This window comes from [Flexibacter] sp. ATCC 35103 (assembly GCF_001975985.1).
Taxonomy (GTDB): domain Bacteria; phylum Bacteroidota; class Bacteroidia; order Flavobacteriales; family Flavobacteriaceae; genus Flavobacterium.
Map to the genome: position 1 here is coordinate 218,176 of NZ_MTQF01000003.1, position 17,638 is coordinate 235,813.

The window sequence follows — 17,638 nt, forward strand, 5'->3', positions numbered from 1 at the left end:
AAAATGACTCAAAACAAAACCTACATACAATCCTACATCACCGTTCAAAACAACGAAATTGTTTTGAATGGAACTTCTATATTCAAAATTGAACCAACGGATTTTGGGGATTTCTCGAAACAAGCGTATCGCAATTTTGATATTCAATACCCGAAGTTTTTCAAAATGGATGCTTTGAGCAAACTGGCTTTTTTAGGATCTGAATTACTTTTGAGTCCGATAACTTCAACTGAACAAGAAAACAATATTGCTTTGGTTTTGGCCAATAAATCGTCGAGTTTAGATACTGATGTTAAGTATCAGGAATCGATTTCAGACAAAGAAAACTATTTTCCGAGTCCGGCGGTTTTTGTTTACACGTTACCAAATATTTGTTTGGGCGAAATAAGTATTCGCCATCAGCTGAAAAGTGAAAATTCTTTCTTTATATTTGATGCTTTCAACACTGAATTTCTGTCTAACTATTCAGATATTCTGTTAAACACAAATAAAACTGATGCAGTCCTTTGTGGTTGGGTAGAATTTTTTAATGACAGTTATAAAGCTTTTCTTTGCATTATTAGTAAAGAAGAAAACGAAGAATATAAAAACGAAAATATCAATACATTATATAATAAATAATCATGGAAGCATTAAAAGAAGAATTAAAAAACAAAATCATTACTACTTTAAATCTTGAAGATATCGCAATCGAAGACATTGCTGATAACGATCCTTTGTTTGGAGATGGTTTAGGTTTAGACTCAATTGATGCACTTGAATTGATCGTGATTTTAGATAAAGATTACGGAATTAAATTAGTAGATCCGAAAGAAGGAAAAACCATTTTCCAATCGATCGAAACTATGGCGGCTTATATTAGCGCTAACAGAACGAAGTAAGACTTCTTAGACTGGTTTAGATTTTTAGACTTCTTAGACTAAAAACTGTCTAAATCCAGAAATCAAAAATCTAAGCCAGTCAAAAATCTAAGAAGTCTAAGCAAGTCTAAAAATCTAAGAAGTCTAAAATGAAAGGTGTTGCAATAACAGGAATGGGAATTATCTCTTCGATTGGAAATTCAGTCGAGGAAAATTATATTTCGTTGATCGAAAATAAAATTGGTATTTCTCGTATCACAAATATTTCTACAGTTCATGCAGATGTTATTAAAGTAGGTGAAATCAAAAAAACCAACGAAGAATTGGTTGATGAATTGAATCTTACTGAAAATAATAACTTTTCAAGAACGGCAATGATCGCGACTTTGGCGGCAAAACAAGCTGTCGAAAATGCAGGAATTACATCGATAAACGAATTTAGAACCGGGCTTATTTCGGCTACAAGTGTAGGCGGAATGGACATGACTGAAAGACATTATTACGATTATTTTAAACATCCTGAATTGGTAAAATATATTGCCTGCCATGACGGTGGCGATGTTGCTGAGAAAATTGCCGAAGAACTGGGTTTAAAAGGAATGGTTACCACAATTAGTACGGCTTGTTCGTCTGCAGCAAACTCGATTATGTTGGGCGCCAGACTAATTAAAACCGGAAAATTAGATCGCGTTATTGTTGGCGGAGCTGATGGCTTGGCAAAATTTACGATTAACGGTTTTAAGACTTTGATGATTTTATCAGACGATTTCAACAAACCTTTTGACAACGAACGCAAAGGATTAAACCTTGGCGAAGCAGCTGCATATTTGGTTTTAGAATCAGATGAAATTGTCGAGAAGCAAAATAAAAAAGTGCTGGCAAGAGTTTCCGGTTACGGAAATGCAAACGACGCTTTTCATCAAACTGCTTCTTCAGAAAATGGTGATGGCGCTTATTTAGCGATGAAAAAAGCTTTTGAAGTTTCGGGTTTAAAACCTTCTCAAATCGACTATATCAACGTACACGGAACGGCAACTCCAAACAACGATTTATCTGAAGGAAGAGCATTGTTGAGAATTTATCAGGACGAAAAAGTACCTGATTTTAGTTCGACTAAACCTTTTACCGGACATACTTTAGCAGCAGCAGCAGCAATCGAAGCGGTTTACAGTGTTTTGGCGATTCAGAATAATGTGGTTTACCCAAATTTGAATTTCGAAAATCCAATGAAAGAATTTGATTTGCAACCTCAAACTACTGCAAAGAATAAAAATATCGAACACGTTTTATCCAACTCTTTTGGTTTTGGAGGAAATTGTTCTACCCTTATATTTTCAAAAAGCTAAAATGAAGAAAACATATATAAATGGAGTAGGTTGTATTTCGACTCAAAAAACATTTGATACTGTTTTTTTAGAAGAAGCTATTGTAAATCATGATCAAAATGTATTGGCAATAATTCCACCGGCTTACAAAGAATACATTTCTCCTGCCGCAAGCCGCAGAATGGCAAAAGGTGTAAAAAACGGAATCGTTGCTTCGGCTCTGGCAATGAAAGATGCCAATGTCGAAAAAGTAGATGCAATTATTACCGGAACCGGTTTAGGTTGTATCGAAGATTCTGAAAAATTCCTGAAAAGTATTCTCGATAATAACGAAGAATTTTTAACGCCAACATCTTTTATTCAATCTACACATAATACTGTTGGTGCGCAAATCGCTTTGTTACAACAATGTAAAGGGTATAATTTTACATATGTAAATGGTGCCGTTTCTTTTGAGTCGGCTTTATTAGATGCTAAAATGCAAATCGAAGAAGACGAAGTGCAATCGGTTTTAATTGGCGGAGTTGATGAAAATGGAGATTATACTACTGCCCTTTTTAAACTTTCCGGTCGTATAAAAGAAGACAACAAAGCACCTTATGATGTTTTGACTTCTACAACAAGCGGAGCCGTTTATGGTGAAGGTGCCAGTTTTTTTGTTTTAGAAAATGAACGAAAAGATCATACGTATGCAGAAGTTCTGGATATCGCAATTGTAAATACTCTGGAAGAAAACGAAATTGAAGCTGAAGTTAAATTGTTTTTAAAATCTAATAATTTAGAAATTTCTGATATTGATGCTTTAGTTTTAGGTTTCGACGGAAACGTAAATTTCGAAAATTATTACAGAAATCTTGCAGAAAATGCTTTTGCAGAAACAACTGTTTTATATTACAAACATTTGAGCGGTGAATATGATACTGCTTCGGCTTTTGCTTTTTGGATGGCGGCTAAAATTTTAAAAACACAGGAAGTTCCGGAAATCATAAAAGTAAATTCAGTTGAAAAACCAGTTTACAAAACCATTTTATTATACAATCAGTTAAACGGAAAAAACCATAGTTTTACGTTAATCACAAAATGATAACGCACAAAAACATATCACTATTTTTTGTTTTTTTATTGCTCTTATTATTTCTTCTGAATTTTTATGCAGCAATAAACATATGGTGGTTTGTTGTTGTAATTTTAATTTGGTTAGGAATTAACGCTTTTGGTTCTTCCCGAATTTCTTCGAATTATCATATAAAAGCTTTCTGTAATAATCCGTTAGAAACAGAGAAAAAAATCGCCATTACGTTTGATGACGGACCAAGCATTTTTACTTTGGATGTTTTAGAACTTCTGAAAAAATACGATGCAAAAGCCACTTTCTTTTGCATTGGAAAAAACATCGAAGCACATCCTGAAATCCTAAAACAAATTATTGCAGACGGTCATTTGGTTGGGAATCATTCGTACAGTCATTCTAAATTTTTTGATTTTTATAATGCTGAAAAAATTAGAAAAGAAATTCAGAAAACAGATAAACTTCTGGAAAAATATACTTCAAAAAAAATAAACTTTTTTCGTCCGCCTTACGGAGTTACGACGCCATCGATCAGGAGAGCTTTAGAAATAACCAAACATAAAGTAATTGGCTGGAATATTCGATCGCTCGACGGAGGAACAAAAAATCAGGAATTAATTTTCAACCGCATTATAAAACGTATTTCTCCCGGCGGAATCGTACTTTTGCACGACACAGCATCACACTCGGTTTTGGTATTGGAACAGTTTTTGCAATTTTTACAGCAAAACAATTATAAAGTGATTTCGATTGAAGAACTTTTGAATCTTAAAGCTTACCAAATTGAACGCTGATTAAACAAAGATTCATACCGTTAGACCTAACAGGTTTTAAAAACCTGTTAGGTCTTGCTAAACAACTTTTAACAAAATATGAAAACTAAAATAGCTCTCCTAATTCTATTTATATCAGGCAGTTTGTTCGCTCAGGAACAAAAAATGACAGATGCAGAAATTGTTGCTTTCAAGCAAGATGTAAATGTCGTGTCGAAAAAAATCAAAACTTTAAGTACTGATTTTGTTCAGTATAAACATTTGGATTTTTTATCGAAAGACATTGAAACTTCGGGGAAAATGGTTTTTAAAGAACCTGCGCTTCTTCAATGGCAATATAAAAAACCATACAATTATAGTATTGTTTTCAAGAATGGAAAAATCCTGATTAACGACGAAGGCAAAAAAAGTGCGGTTGATATTGGCAACAGCAAAATCTTTGGCCGAATCAACAAATTAATCGTTGGCAGCGTAAGCGGAAATATGTTTGACGATAAGGAATTTACAATATCTTATTTTAAATTGAAAGGTCAAAATCTGGCGAAATTTATTCCGAAAGATGCGACGTTGAAGAAATACATCAAACAAATCGAATTGACTTTCGATAAAGAAGAAGCAACTGTGGTTCAGGTAAAACTATTAGAATCATCTGAAGATTATACCAAAATTGTACTTAAAAATAAAGTGATCAATGCAAAAATCGACGATTCAGTTTTTAATAATTAATTGCTTTCTGGCGCTAGTATTCGTTTCTTGTGGCTCGGTCACAAAAAATTATACTCAAAAAGAATTAGACAAAACGTCTTATGAAGTTCCCTATTTTTCAGATTCAAAAACAGATTATGTTTATAAAACGAATATAACAGTTTACGGAAATGAAATCAGCGGAATTTTCATCGCCAAGAAAATAAACGATACAACACACCGAATTGTTTTTACAACTGAATTCGGAAACAAATTAATGGATTTTGAGATTTCGGATACCGATTTTAAAGTCAACTCGATTGTATCAGAATTAGATCGAAAAATCCTGATTAATACACTGAAAGAAGATTTTCGTTTATTGCTAAAAAAAGAATATCAGATTCAGGAACAATTTGAAAATGATTTAGATAACATTTATAAATCGAAAGATGGAAAATACGATAATTATCTTTTCATTTCGAAAAAGGATCAGAAATTAGAGAAAGTTGTTCATTCGTCTAAAACAAAAGAAAAATTTACACTGACATTTAGTTCAGAAAACAATATTTTTGCCGAAAAGATTGAGATTGTCCATCAGAATATTAAGTTGAAAATTGAGTTGAATTATTTTAAATCGGAATAAAACAGAAACGAATCATAAACTTTAAATCAAACCAAAATGAAAAAATTAACTGTATTTGCTTTTGTTTTATTTATTGGTCTTATAACATCAAATGCACAAGTAACTGTTAGTCCAGGACTTCGTGGAGGTTTAAACATATCTGATTTAAGTAATATGCCGGGAAATACTAGTTCGAAATCTGATTTCTATATTGGTGGATTAGTGGCTATTAAGTTCAATAAATATTTTACGCTTCAACCTGAATTAAATTATTCCAGACAAGGTACTGATTTTCGTCTCTCTTCTTTGGCTTTTGAAAATCCGGGAGATCCAAATTTTTACTCCAGAAATACTAAGGCTGAAATAAATTATCTGACACTTGGAGCTGTGGGTAAATTTCATTTTAAAGGAAAAGGTTTTCACGTATTAGCCGGACCATCAATCGATTTTAAGACAGATGATAATTTTGACAAATTTGGAACTAGTCCTGAAGGAGTTGACTTGTCTATTGTTGCCGGTTTAGGATATACGCTGCCAAATGGATTGACTTTTGAAGCACGATTTAAACAAGGTTTGATTGACATTTATGGTTACGACGGAATCGATTATGATGATGGCTATTACTATAATGATCTGATTTTAAATCAGGTTTTCCAGATTGGTATTAGTTATACTTTTAAAGTAAAATAAAAAAATATGGTATTAAAAGACTTTTATAAAGTTCTTTCAGAAGAAAAAACAGGAGATGCTAAATATAATATTCGTATATTAGTTAATGCCAATCATGAGGTTTTTGAAGGTCATTTTCCCGGAAACCCAATTATGCCGGGCGTTTGCATGATTCAGATTATTAAAGAACTTACAGAATCAATCACAAAAAGTTCGTTGATGATACAAACACTGACCAATGTAAAATTCATGGCACTAATTAATCCGGAAACAAATCCGGAATTGCGTCTCGAACTTGATATAACAACCACAGAAGATGATTTGGTAAAGGTGAAAAACACCACATATTTTAACGATACGGTTGCTTTAAAATTAAGCAATACGTATAAAAAATTATAACTATGAAATTACTATTGTCAATACTTCTATGGATAAACTTTGCCGGAAACCCTGATTTGGCATCTATCCGAAAAATTTATCCTGATGTTGCAAAATCAGAAGCAAATGCCAAAGATTTTACCGAAAAACTTTCCGGTATTTCAAACAACGATGATAAAATATTAGTGGCTTACAAAGCAGCTTCAATTTTAGTAGATTCTAAATTTCAAAATATTGTAGGAAGTAAAATTTCCCGTTTTAAAGAAGGTGCAAAACTTCTTGAAGCGACTTTGAAAAGTGATCCAAACAATATCGAAATCAGGATGATTCGATTAAGTATTCAGGAAGATGTTCCCGGAATTACTGGCTACAAAAAAAATATTAAAGAAGATAAAAAATTCATCACTACACATTATGCAGAACAAAGTGGTGCTTTGAAAGACTATCTAAAAGAATTTGTTTTGCAATCAAAGAGTTTCTCTGAAAAAGAGAAGCAATTTGTAAAGTAGGTAAAGAAAAAAATCCCAAATGCGACCAACTTTATCTCAGCAGGAATTACTTAATTCGACCAATTTTTGTGTTATTGTTCCAACATACAACAATCACAAAACGTTGAAAAAAGTGCTGGATTCTATTTTAGATTTTACCACAAATATTATCATCGTCAATGATGGTTCTACAGATACAACGAACGAAATTTTAAAACAATATTCGGAGCTTACTCAAATTCACCATCCTCGAAATATAGGAAAAGGAAGAGCGCTTCGAAATGGTTTTAGAAAAGCAATCGAAATGAATTTTGAATATGCCATTACAATCGATTCTGATGGTCAGCATTTTGCTTCTGATATTCCTAATTTTATTGAAGAAATTCAAAATGAACCCAATTCTCTTTTGATTGGAAGTCGGAATATGACACAGGAAAATGTGCCGAAGAAAAGCAGTTTTGGTAATAAATTTTCAAATTTCTGGTTTAAGTTCGAAACCGGAATTGTATTGGAAGATACGCAGTCCGGATTTCGATTATATCCTTTAAACCTGATTCCGAAACAATTTTATACCAATAAATTTGAGTTCGAGATTGAAGTAATTGTGCGATCTGCCTGGAAAGGTATTGTGGTTAAAAATATTCCGATCCAGATTTTATATGATCCCGCAGAACGTGTTTCTCATTTTCGACCCTTTAAGGATTTTACCCGAATTAGTATTCTAAATACGATTTTGGTTATCAACGCATTGTTGTACATTAAACCGAGAGATTTCTTCAGACGAGCAAAAAAAAAAGGCTTTAAAAAATTCTTTCTTGAAGATATTTTAGAAAGTTCCGACTCTAATTTCAAAAAATCAGCTGCAATTTCTTTGGGTATTTTTATCGGAATTTCTCCTTTTTGGGGATTTCAAACCGTTTTACTTTTTACATTCGCTGCTTTATTCAGGCTCAATAAAGTCATTGCTTATCTGGCTTCGAATGTGAGTTTTCCGCCTTTTATCCCTTTTGTAATATACGGTTCCTTAAAAATGGGAAGCTACTTTGTATCGAATGATATACCATTAATTTTAGATAGTTCAGTTACACTTGATGATATTCAAAAAAATGCTACACAATATATCGTGGGAAGTCTTATTTTAGCATCCGTTTTGGCGCTGTCAGTTGGTCTCATAAGTTATTTACTTTTAACGGCTTTTAGTTCGAAGAATAAAACGAATATTACGTAAAAGTTTGCCACAGATTAAAAAGATTTACACTGATTTTTTTCGCCACAAATTTCACAAATTAGCACAAATTAATTCGCGAAAATTCGTGAAATTCGTGGCGAACTGACACAGAAATTAAAATCAATTTAATCTTTTTAATCTGTGGCAAAAGAAAACAATATAAATAATTATGCATCACTATTTCTACGCCATTCACTTATTTGTAAACCGACGAAAAACGTTATCGGTTGTATTGGCCATTTTGATGCTGTTCGCTTTTGGCTTTTTTGCTTCTCAAATTAAATTTGAAGAAGATATTACAAAGCTTATTCCAACAAACGATAAGTCTGATGTTACGGCCAAGGTCTTGAAACAACTCAACTTTGCTGATAAAATCACTGTTATCTTCAAACTCGAAAAAAACGGTTCTGAAGAAGACTTGAAAGAAATGGCAACTGCATTTTCTGACAGTGTTGCTAAATCCTGTAAACCATATGTAACGGGAATTCAGGGAAAAATTGACGAAGAAAACATTCAGGAAACCATAGATTTTGTTTACAATAACCTGCCTCTTTTTCTGGAAAACAAAGATTACGCTGCCATTCAGAATAAACTTCAAAAAGACAGTATTGCGGCAACCGTTCAGGGAAATTACAAGTCGATTATTTCTCCATCAGGATTTGTAACCAAAGATTTTATTTTGCAGGATCCGCTTGGGATTTCGTTTATTGCTTTAAAAAAATTACAACAATTAAATATTGGTGATGATTTTACGCTCAACAATGGTTTTGTAATGACGAAAGACAAAAAGAAATTATTGCTTTTTATAACCTCAAACCTTCCATCAAGCGAAACAGAAAAGAATACCATTTTTGCAAACAAACTAAAATCGATTCAGGAAAATCTAAATCAGAAATTCAAAAGCAAAACTTCGATTCGTTATTTTGGTTCGGCTTTGATTGCGGTTGCGAATGCAAATCAAATTAAAAGCGATATTATTTTAACGACAACAATCGCGATGATCACCTTAATGCTGATCCTGATTTTGTTTTATCGAAAAGTATTAATTCCGCTAATTATTTTTCTTCCAACGGTTTTTGGAGCTTTATTTGCCGTAGCTTTTTTATATTTTGTAAAAGAACAAATCTCTGCTATTTCTCTGGGAATTGGATCTATCTTATTAGGAATCACAATCGATTATTCGATACATATTCTCACGCATTACAAACATAACAGCGATGTAAAAACTTTGTACAAAGACATTACAATGCCGGTAATTATGAGCAGCTCAACAACGGCAGTTGCATTTTTGTGTTTGCTTTTTGTAAAATCTGACGCCTTAAATGACTTAGGGATTTTTGCCGCCGTAATCGTAATGGCTTCAGCATTTTTCTCGCTTTTGATTGTGCCGCATTTGTATAAACCAAAAGAAAATAATTTTGATCACAAGAAAAATGTCATTGATAAACTCGCTCATTTCTCCTTTCATAACAATAAATTTCTAATTGGATTTTGTGTTTTAATTACAATCGTTTGTTGTTTTACGTACAATAATGTTGGCTTTAATAATGATTTATCGCAATTGAATTTTGTTCCTAAAGAAATAAAAGCCGCCGAAAAAGATCTGGAAGAAAGTACCAGTTTAACGTCAAAAACAATTTATGTGGCTTCATACGGAAAAAGTATGGAGGAAGTTTTGCAAAACAACAGCCAGCTTTTTGCCGATTTATCAAAAGAAAAACAAACGAATAAAATATTAAATTTTAGTTCCGTTGGCGGGATTATGCTTTCACAGGCAGCACAACAGGAAAAAATCGCTAAGTGGAATTCGTTTTGGGACCACAATAAAAAACAACTTCTACAATCTGAATTAATTGCCGAAGGTTCAAAACTCGGTTTTAAACCTACCACTTATTCTAATTTTTATGATCATTTAGATTATAATTTCAAGCCTGTTTCGGCACAAGAATATCTCAAAGTTCAGGCTTTGCAATTGAAGGAATTCGTAACCGAAAAAAATGGATTTTTCACCATTTCGACTTTAGTAAAAGTTACGCCGGAACAACGAGATGCTTTTGTAAAATCGGCTTCAGCCAAAAAAAATCTGATTGCAATTGATCGTCAGCAAATGAATGAAACGTTTTTCAGTACTTTGAAAACCGATTTTAATTCATTGGTTAATTATTCATTTGTTGCTGTAATACTGATTTTATTTTTCTTTTTCAGAAGATTGGAATTGGTCATTGTAAGCTGTATTCCAATCGCTTTAACCGGAATTGTCACGGCAGGAATTATGGGCATTTTTGGTATTCAAATGAACATTTTCAGTATGATTGTGTGTACGTTGATTTTTGGTCATGGTGTCGATTTTAGTATTTTCATGACAAGCGCACTTCAAAAAGAATATACCAACGGAAAAAATGAAATTGCAATTTACAGAACTTCTATAATCCTGGCAGTTATTACCACTATTTTAGGAATTGGAGCAATGATTTTTGCACGTCATCCTGCGTTGCGATCGATCTCTTCTGTTTCCTTAATTGGGGTTTTTGCAGCATTGATTATTACATTTATTTTCTACCCAATTCTGTTTAAACTTTTTATATCAAATCGTTCTAAAAAAGGAAATCCTCCTTTTGTCTTGCGAACTTTTATTCATGGTATTATTTCATTTACGTATTATGGACTTGGTGGTATTTTGATGTCGCTTTTTAGCATCACTATAATGCCGATTATCCCGATAAATGAAAAATCAAAAATGAAAGGTTTCCGATATTTCATTTCAAAATTTATGAATTCGGTTTTATATTCGAATCCGTTTTTGCATAAAAAAGTGATTAATAAATTTAATGAAAATTTTGAAAAACCGGCCATCATAATTGCCAATCATTCGTCGTTTATTGATATTCTGGCAATGGGAATGTTGAGTCCTAAAATTATTTTTCTGGTAAACGACTGGGTTTACAATTCTCCTATTTTTGGCGGTACGGTTAGAAAAGCAGGTTTTTATCCGGTTTCAGAAGGAATTGAAGGCGGCGTTGAACACTTGAGACAAAAAGTAAACGAAGGATATTCATTAATGATTTTTCCGGAAGGAACACGCTCAGAAAGCAATCAGATCAATCGTTTTCATAAAGGTGCCTTTTATCTTGCCGAGGAATTTAATCTGGATATAGTTCCTGTTTTAATTCACGGTGCTTCAGAAGCAATTCCAAAAGGTGATTTTGTTATTCATCATAGTCATCTGACCCTTTCAATTTTAGAAAGAATTTCTCCGGATAATCTTTCTTTTGGTAAAAATTATGCTGAAAGAACAAAACTGTTAAGTGCTTATTTTAAAGAAGAATTTCATAAAGTCCGTCAGGAATTAGAGGGGCCGGAATATTTCAAAAAAATGCTTATTCATAGTTATGATTATAAAGAAATTGAAATTACGGATGGTGTAAAAAGCGATTTGCAACATAACTTAGAAACTTATTATAATCTCAATAAATACCTTTCGGCGAAAGCCAAAATATTGCATTTAGCCAATGATTATGGCCAATTAGATGTTTTACTGACTTTGCAGGAACCGCAGCGAAAAGTATTTTCTTTTATTTCTGATGAAGAAAAATTACTAGTTGCCAAAACCAATTATTTCCTTAAAAAGAGAAAAATCTCTTATCCGGACGATATTCAATTAGCTTTAGAAAATAAATATGATGCTGTTTTAATTTCTGATGAGAATTATAAATATGATCTTGAAAAAATAATTTCTACAACTTCTTGTGTTATTTTAGTCAATGTTTCGGGTTTAAAAAACACTTTAATTAACTTTGGTTTTGAAACTGTCTCAGAAGAAAATTCTATAATCGTATTAAAGAAAAATTAGCATGAAAGAGCAATACGATGTCATCATTACAGGCAGCGGTTTAGGCGGATTAGTTTCGGCAATTATTCTGGCTAAAGAAGGCTATAGCGTTTGTGTGCTTGAAAAAAACAATCAATATGGCGGAAATCTGCAAACTTTTGTACGCGATAAAACCATTTTTGATACCGGAATCCATTACATAGGAGGCTTGGGAGAAGATCAAAATCTATACAAATATTTCAAGTATTTAGGAATCATGGATCATCTTAATTTAAAAAAATTAGATGAAAATGGTTTTGACATTATCTCTTTTGAAGATGATAAAAACGAATATCCCCATGCGCAGGGTTATGATAATTTTGCCAATCAATTAGTAAAATTTTTCCCCGATGAAAAAGCCAACATCGAGGATTATTGTAAAAAAATAAAATCAATTTGCGAATGTTTTCCGCTTTATAATTTAGAATGGGAAGGAAAATATGATAACGAAATTCTGGCACTTAATGCCAAAGAAACAATTGAGGAATGCACACAAAATGAAAAACTAAAAGCTGTTTTGGCAGGTTCTAATTTTTTGTATGCCGGCATTCCGGATAAATCGCCATTTTATGTTCATGCCCTTTCTGTAAACTCCTACATTCAAAGTTCCTGGCGCTGTATTAATGGCGGAAGTCAGATTACGAAACAACTTTTAAAACAGCTTAAAAAACACGGCGGCGAATTTTATAAATACAAAGAAGTTATCCGATTTAATGTCGAAAATAAAAAAGTTACTTCGGTAAGTATGAAAGACGGAACTCAGGTTTCGGGTTCTTATTTTATTTCGAACATAGAACCAAAAACAACGCTAAAACTGGCGGGCGAAGAAAACTTCAGAAAATCATTTTACAGCAGGGTTCAGAGTCTGGAAGGCGTTATTTCGGCATTTAGCTTATACATTGTTTTTAAACCTGAAACTTTCAAATACATCAATCACAATCATTATCATTTCAAGAAAAGCAGCGAAGTCTGGACAGCGCATGATTACGATGAAAATTCCTGGCCAAAAGCTTTTATGGCTTCTATGAATGCATCGAAAAAACAAGAAGAATGGGCCGAAGGAATGACTTTTATCACGTACATGAAATATGATGATGTTGCCCCGTGGATCGAAACTTTTAATACAACGGTTGATGAGAATGATCGTGGAGAAAGTTATGAAGAATTTAAAACGCGAAAAGCTGCTAAATTTTTAAATGAAATTGAAATAAAATTTCCCGGAATTAAAGACTGTATTCAATCTGTTCACACCTCTACTCCGCTCTCGTACCGGGATTATATTGGGGGCGACAATGGCAATATGTATGGTTATGTTAAAGACTCTAATAATCCTATGAAAACATTGATTCCGTCAAAAACCAAACTGGATAATTTGTATCTTACAGGTCAAAGTATCAATATGCACGGCGTTTTAGGTGTAACAATTGGCGCTGTTGTAACTTGTTCAGAAATTCTTGGAAAGGAATATTTAGTAACTAAAATTAATAAAGTATCTGAGTAAACGTGTGGATATGAAAAGCCGAATTAATTTATTTTTTTTCGTTGGTTTTTTATTGATGTTAGCCTCTTGCGGAACGTCAAAATCTATGCGTCATCAGCCTGAAATTTCTCAATACAATGCTACAAAACCAGTTGTAATAAAACAATCTGACAGCGTTTTTATCTCTGGAAAAAATTCACTTTTAAAAAACAAACAAGGTCTTTGGGAATTATATGTTGAAGGCGATCCTCTGGAAATTGGTCTCAACACCGGTGCTTTATCTGATTCTCTTTTAAAAAATCAGGAGCATATTTTTTTCTCTAAAATAAAGGATATCGTTCCGTCTAAATTTCAACAGCGGCTTCTTCGAAATTTTCTAAAATGGTACAACAGAAAATTATATTCGAATGTTCCTGATGAATATCAAGTCGAAATTTTTGGGGTTTCGCAATATACTTCGAATGATTTTGAGAATATTGCACCGCAATATCAGCGAAGTTTGTATTTGCACGCTGCGCACGATATTGGTCATGCTTTGCAAGATTTGGCTTTGGTTGGCTGCTCTTCTTTTGCTGCCTGGGGAGAAAAATCTGAAGATGGCAATTTAATACTGGGACGTAATTTTGATTTTTATGTTAGTGACGCTTTCGCAGAAAATAAAATCGTAGCGTTCATAAATCCCAAAGAAGGACATCAATTTATGATGGTCACCTGGCCCGGAATGATTGGCGCTGTTTCAGGAATGAATGAACAAGGTTTGACGGTTACGATAAATGCTTCGAAATCTAAAATCCCTTTAATTGCCAAAACCCCAATTTCTATCTTGACACGTGAAATTTTGCAGCATGCAAAAAATATTGAAGAAGCAATTGCTATCGCTAAAAAAACAGAAGTTTTTGTTTCTGAATCAATTATGGTAGGAAGTGCAAACGATAATAAAGCGGTTTTAATTGAGGTTTCACCTAAAAAAATGGACGTTTACGAAGTGCCTAATAGTAATCAATTAATATGTTCGAATCATTTTCAGGGAGAAGGTTTAAAGGATGAAAAGAGAAATCAATTGCAAATTGCCAATAGTCATTCTGAATATCGCTTTGAACGAATGCAGGAACTTTTTGCAGAGAATCCTAAAATAAATCCCAAAATTGCTTCTGACATTTTAAGAAATAAAAATGGTCTTAAAAATGTGGCGCTGGGTTATGGAAACGAAAAAGCATTGAATCAATTGATGGCGCATCATGGCGTAATTTTCAAACCTAAAGAAAAACTGGTTTGGGTGTCTGCAAATCCGTATCAGTTAGGAGAATTTGTTTGCTATAATTTAGATTCTATTTTCAAAGAGAGAAAAATGAATGCGATCACTTCTTTTCAAGAAGTGAATTTAGACATTCCAAAAGATCCTTTTTTGGAAACTGTTTCCTATAAAAACTATCAGAAATTTAGAATTGAAGATGATAAAATAGATTTATATCTAAAAAACAAAGAAAGTATAAGTCCTGAATTTATCGCGAATTATCAATCTTTAAACCCTGATTATTGGGTTGTGTATTACAAAGCAGGGTTGTACTTTTATCAAAAAAAAGAATACCGCCTTTCTCAGGTCAATTTTGAAAAAGCATTAACCAAAGAAATTACAACAGTTCCTGATAAAACAGCAATTGAAAAATATTTAAAAAAAATCAAAAGAAAATTACAATGATTCCATTAATAGAAAAAGATTCTTTAGAACAAATTAAAAATTTTCAAGAGCAAAAATTAGCGGAACTTTTAGACTATATAAGCGAGAATTCTCCTTTTTATAAACGTCTTTTTGCAGGACAAAACATTGATGTTTCTAAGATTAAAACCCTCGAAGATTTACAATATTTGCCTGTAACAACAAAAGAAGATTTACAAGAATACAATGATGATTTTTTGTGTGTTCCGCAACATAAAATTATTGATTATGCGTCGACTTCAGGAACTTTAGGAGATCCTGTAACTTTTGGTTTAACAGATTCTGACTTAGACAGATTGGCTTATAATGAAGCTATTTCGTTTGCCTGCGCGGGAATTGCCGAAGGCGATGTGGTACAATTAATGACGACAATTGACAGAAAATTTATGGCTGGTCTGGCTTATTTTCTGGGATTACGAAAACTAAAAGTTGGCGTAATTCGGGTTGGAGCCGGAATTCCGGAATTGCAATGGGATTCTATTTTAAAATATAAACCTTCTTATTTAATTACGGTTCCTTCATTTTTATTGAAGTTAATTGAATATGCGGAAGCACACGGAATTGATTATAATAATTCAAGCATAAAAGGTGCAATTTGCATTGGGGAATCTTTACGAAATCAGGATTTTTCGATGAATATCTTATCGAATAAAATCACTGAAAAGTGGAATATCAAGTTGTTTTCGACTTACGCTTCTACAGAAATGAGCACTGCTTTTACCGAATGTGAACACGGAAATGGTGGTCATCATCATCCGGAATTAATTATTGTTGAAGTTCTCGACGAAAATAATATTCCTGTAAAAGAGGGCGAAATTGGCGAATTGACTTTTACTACTTTAGGGATTGAAGCGATGCCTTTACTCCGTTTTAAAACCGGAGATATTGTTCAGTTACACAATAGTCCTTGTGCTTGCGGCAGAAATACACTGCGCGTTGGACCAGTTGTGGGACGTAAAAAACAAATGATTAAATACAAAGGCACAACACTTTATCCGCCAGCGATGAACGATGTTTTAAGTGGTTTTGATAATATCGAAAATCATATTATCGAGATCTCAACCAACGATTTAGGAACGGATGAAATCCTGATAAAAATTGCGGTAAAAAATCAATCTGCTGAATTTTTACAGGAAATAAAAGATCACTTTAGAGCCAAATTAAGGGTTACACCAAAAATCGAATTCGCCCCAAAAGAAACTTTGAATCCTTTAGTTTTTAACCCAATGAGCCGAAAACCAATTCGTTTTTTTGATTATAGGTAACTTTATAGGTGCAAAGTTGCAAAGGTTCAGAGGGACAAAGGCTCTTAATCAACGTTATAAAAAAACCTTTGTCCCTTTGTTACTTTGAGCCTTTGTACCTCGAATTGTGCCAATTCGACTAAAAAGTTGTAATTTTGCACAAAATATTGAAGATGGTCAAGATTGGCAACATAGAATTACCCGAATTTCCTTTATTACTCGCACCAATGGAAGATGTTAGTGATCCGCCGTTTCGCAGATTATGCAAAACTCACGGAGCTGACATGATGTATTCTGAATTTATTTCGTCAGAAGGATTGATTCGTGATGCTATTAAAAGTAGAATGAAGCTGGATATTTTTGATTATGAACGTCCGGTTGGAATTCAGATTTTTGGTGGTGATGAAGAAGCAATGGCGCTTTCGTCTAAAATTGTTTCTACGGTAAAACCTGATTTGGTGGATATTAATTTTGGATGTCCGGTAAAAAAAGTAGTTTGTAAAGGTGCCGGAGCCGGAGTTTTAAAAGATGTAGATTTGATGGTTCGTTTGACAAAAGCAGTTATCAGAAGTACAGATTTGCCTGTAACGGTAAAAACGCGTTTAGGCTGGGATGAAAATTCTATCAACATTGATGAAGTTGCAGAAAGACTTCAGGATATTGGTGTTCAGGCTTTAACGATTCATGCGAGAACTCGTGCGCAAATGTATAAAGGACATTCTGACTGGTCGCATATTGCCCGAGTAAAAAACAACCCGAGAATTACAATGCCCATTTTTGGAAACGGTGATATCGACAATCCTGAAAAAGCATTAAAATATAAAAATGAATACGGCATCGACGGAATCATGATTGGTCGTGCTGCAATTGGTTATCCGTGGATTTTTAATGAAATAAAGCATTATTTTAAAACGGGTGAACACTTAGCTGCTCCAACAGTTGCTGATCGTGTAGAAGCCGCCAGAAATCACCTTATGTGGTCAATGGAATGGAAAGGCGAACGCTTAGGAATTGTTGAAATGCGCCGTCATTATACCAATTATTTTAAAGGAATTCATTCGTTTAAAGAATACAAGCAAAAACTGGTAACTACTGATGAACCTGAAAATTTGTTTGCAATTATGAAAGAGATAGAACAAGTTTATGCCGGATATGAATTTGTTTAAATTATAATCTTTATAAAAGATACTAATACAAAAAAGATCTTCAAAATTTGAAGGTCTTTTTTGTTTA

At 33.2% G+C, this 17,638-nt stretch carries 16 protein-coding genes; all 16 read left to right on the top strand.

Annotation, left to right across the window (positions count from 1 at the left end; translation table 11 throughout):
- The first annotated feature begins 3 nt into the window (after positions 1 to 3).
- The 16 genes from BXU01_RS05255 to dusB all read left to right on the top strand — a co-directional run bounded on the left by BXU01_RS05255 (position 4) and on the right by dusB (position 17,571).
- The gene (locus tag BXU01_RS05255; protein ID WP_083692041.1) at positions 4 to 621 is read left to right on the top strand and encodes a 3-oxoacyl-ACP synthase; all 618 of its coding nucleotides are present in this window, start codon (positions 4 to 6) and stop codon (positions 619 to 621) included.
- Positions 622 to 623: 2 nt separating this feature from the next.
- Positions 624 to 881: a phosphopantetheine-binding protein gene (locus tag BXU01_RS05260; RefSeq protein ID WP_017496902.1), complete on the top strand. Its 258-nt coding sequence runs from the start codon at positions 624 to 626 to the stop codon at positions 879 to 881.
- Positions 882 to 1,009: 128 nt separating this feature from the next.
- Positions 1,010 to 2,206 carry a beta-ketoacyl-[acyl-carrier-protein] synthase family protein gene (locus tag BXU01_RS05265; RefSeq protein WP_083692042.1) on the top strand — a complete coding sequence of 399 codons (1,197 nt, stop codon included), beginning with the start codon at positions 1,010 to 1,012 and terminating at the stop codon, positions 2,204 to 2,206.
- 1 nt (position 2,207) lies between these two features.
- Complete coding sequence (locus BXU01_RS05270) at positions 2,208 to 3,269, top strand: beta-ketoacyl synthase N-terminal-like domain-containing protein (RefSeq protein ID WP_083692043.1); 1,062 nt, start codon at positions 2,208 to 2,210, stop codon at positions 3,267 to 3,269.
- On the top strand, positions 3,266 to 4,048 hold the full coding sequence (locus BXU01_RS05275; protein WP_083692044.1) for a polysaccharide deacetylase family protein: 783 nt from the start codon (positions 3,266 to 3,268) through the stop codon (positions 4,046 to 4,048). The genes BXU01_RS05270 and BXU01_RS05275 overlap by 4 nt, the downstream gene beginning before the upstream one ends.
- A gap of 78 nt (positions 4,049 to 4,126) precedes the next feature.
- Positions 4,127 to 4,753 (top strand): outer membrane lipoprotein carrier protein LolA, encoded by a 627-nt coding sequence (locus BXU01_RS05280; protein WP_083692045.1) that lies wholly within the window; start codon positions 4,127 to 4,129, stop codon positions 4,751 to 4,753.
- Positions 4,719 to 5,354 carry a hypothetical protein gene (locus tag BXU01_RS05285; protein ID WP_083692046.1) on the top strand — a complete coding sequence of 212 codons (636 nt, stop codon included), beginning with the start codon at positions 4,719 to 4,721 and terminating at the stop codon, positions 5,352 to 5,354. The genes BXU01_RS05280 and BXU01_RS05285 overlap by 35 nt, the downstream gene beginning before the upstream one ends.
- A gap of 36 nt (positions 5,355 to 5,390) precedes the next feature.
- Positions 5,391 to 6,023: a porin family protein gene (locus BXU01_RS05290; RefSeq protein WP_083692047.1), complete on the top strand. Its 633-nt coding sequence runs from the start codon at positions 5,391 to 5,393 to the stop codon at positions 6,021 to 6,023.
- 6 nt (positions 6,024 to 6,029) lie between these two features.
- Positions 6,030 to 6,401: a 3-hydroxyacyl-ACP dehydratase gene (locus BXU01_RS05295; protein WP_083692048.1), complete on the top strand. Its 372-nt coding sequence runs from the start codon at positions 6,030 to 6,032 to the stop codon at positions 6,399 to 6,401.
- A 2-nt stretch (positions 6,402 to 6,403) separates the two neighbouring features.
- A complete protein-coding gene (locus BXU01_RS05300; RefSeq protein ID WP_083692049.1) occupies positions 6,404 to 6,889 on the top strand; it encodes a hypothetical protein in 486 nt (161 codons plus the stop codon).
- Positions 6,890 to 6,908: 19 nt separating this feature from the next.
- A complete protein-coding gene (locus tag BXU01_RS05305; protein ID WP_083692050.1) occupies positions 6,909 to 8,096 on the top strand; it encodes a DUF2062 domain-containing protein in 1,188 nt (395 codons plus the stop codon).
- Positions 8,097 to 8,265: 169 nt separating this feature from the next.
- A complete protein-coding gene (locus tag BXU01_RS05310) occupies positions 8,266 to 11,946 on the top strand; it encodes a 1-acyl-sn-glycerol-3-phosphate acyltransferase (protein ID WP_083692051.1) in 3,681 nt (1,226 codons plus the stop codon).
- Between the two features lies 1 nt (position 11,947).
- Positions 11,948 to 13,465 (top strand): NAD(P)/FAD-dependent oxidoreductase, encoded by a 1,518-nt coding sequence (locus BXU01_RS05315; protein ID WP_083692052.1) that lies wholly within the window; start codon positions 11,948 to 11,950, stop codon positions 13,463 to 13,465.
- A gap of 10 nt (positions 13,466 to 13,475) precedes the next feature.
- On the top strand, positions 13,476 to 15,143 hold the full coding sequence (locus BXU01_RS05320; RefSeq protein ID WP_083692053.1) for a C45 family peptidase: 1,668 nt from the start codon (positions 13,476 to 13,478) through the stop codon (positions 15,141 to 15,143).
- Positions 15,140 to 16,426, top strand: a complete 1,287-nt coding sequence (locus BXU01_RS05325; RefSeq protein ID WP_083692054.1) for a phenylacetate--CoA ligase family protein — start codon at positions 15,140 to 15,142, stop codon at positions 16,424 to 16,426. Before BXU01_RS05320 ends, BXU01_RS05325 begins: the two co-directional genes overlap by 4 nt.
- Before the next feature lie 152 nt (positions 16,427 to 16,578).
- Positions 16,579 to 17,571 (top strand): tRNA dihydrouridine synthase DusB, encoded by a 993-nt coding sequence (dusB, locus tag BXU01_RS05330; protein WP_056243765.1) that lies wholly within the window; start codon positions 16,579 to 16,581, stop codon positions 17,569 to 17,571.
- Positions 17,572 to 17,638: the final 67 nt, after the last annotated feature.

What these genes read in the sequence shown, in the direction of transcription:
- dusB (WP_056243765.1), top strand. Translation starts at nt 16,579, where the DNA reads ATGGTCAAGATTGGCAACATAGAATTACCCGAATTTCCTTTATTACTC.
- BXU01_RS05310 (WP_083692051.1), top strand. Translation starts at nt 8,266, where the DNA reads ATGCATCACTATTTCTACGCCATTCACTTATTTGTAAACCGACGAAAA.
- BXU01_RS05305 (WP_083692050.1), top strand. Translation starts at nt 6,909, where the DNA reads ATGCGACCAACTTTATCTCAGCAGGAATTACTTAATTCGACCAATTTT.
- BXU01_RS05255 (WP_083692041.1), top strand. Translation starts at nt 4, where the DNA reads ATGACTCAAAACAAAACCTACATACAATCCTACATCACCGTTCAAAAC.
- BXU01_RS05300 (WP_083692049.1), top strand. Translation starts at nt 6,404, where the DNA reads ATGAAATTACTATTGTCAATACTTCTATGGATAAACTTTGCCGGAAAC.
- BXU01_RS05295 (WP_083692048.1), top strand. Translation starts at nt 6,030, where the DNA reads ATGGTATTAAAAGACTTTTATAAAGTTCTTTCAGAAGAAAAAACAGGA.
- BXU01_RS05315 (WP_083692052.1), top strand. Translation starts at nt 11,948, where the DNA reads ATGAAAGAGCAATACGATGTCATCATTACAGGCAGCGGTTTAGGCGGA.
- BXU01_RS05320 (WP_083692053.1), top strand. Translation starts at nt 13,476, where the DNA reads ATGAAAAGCCGAATTAATTTATTTTTTTTCGTTGGTTTTTTATTGATG.
- BXU01_RS05290 (WP_083692047.1), top strand. Translation starts at nt 5,391, where the DNA reads ATGAAAAAATTAACTGTATTTGCTTTTGTTTTATTTATTGGTCTTATA.
- BXU01_RS05265 (WP_083692042.1), top strand. Translation starts at nt 1,010, where the DNA reads ATGAAAGGTGTTGCAATAACAGGAATGGGAATTATCTCTTCGATTGGA.
- BXU01_RS05325 (WP_083692054.1), top strand. Translation starts at nt 15,140, where the DNA reads ATGATTCCATTAATAGAAAAAGATTCTTTAGAACAAATTAAAAATTTT.
- BXU01_RS05270 (WP_083692043.1), top strand. Translation starts at nt 2,208, where the DNA reads ATGAAGAAAACATATATAAATGGAGTAGGTTGTATTTCGACTCAAAAA.
- BXU01_RS05260 (WP_017496902.1), top strand. Translation starts at nt 624, where the DNA reads ATGGAAGCATTAAAAGAAGAATTAAAAAACAAAATCATTACTACTTTA.
- BXU01_RS05280 (WP_083692045.1), top strand. Translation starts at nt 4,127, where the DNA reads ATGAAAACTAAAATAGCTCTCCTAATTCTATTTATATCAGGCAGTTTG.
- BXU01_RS05275 (WP_083692044.1), top strand. Translation starts at nt 3,266, where the DNA reads ATGATAACGCACAAAAACATATCACTATTTTTTGTTTTTTTATTGCTC.
- BXU01_RS05285 (WP_083692046.1), top strand. Translation starts at nt 4,719, where the DNA reads ATGCAAAAATCGACGATTCAGTTTTTAATAATTAATTGCTTTCTGGCG.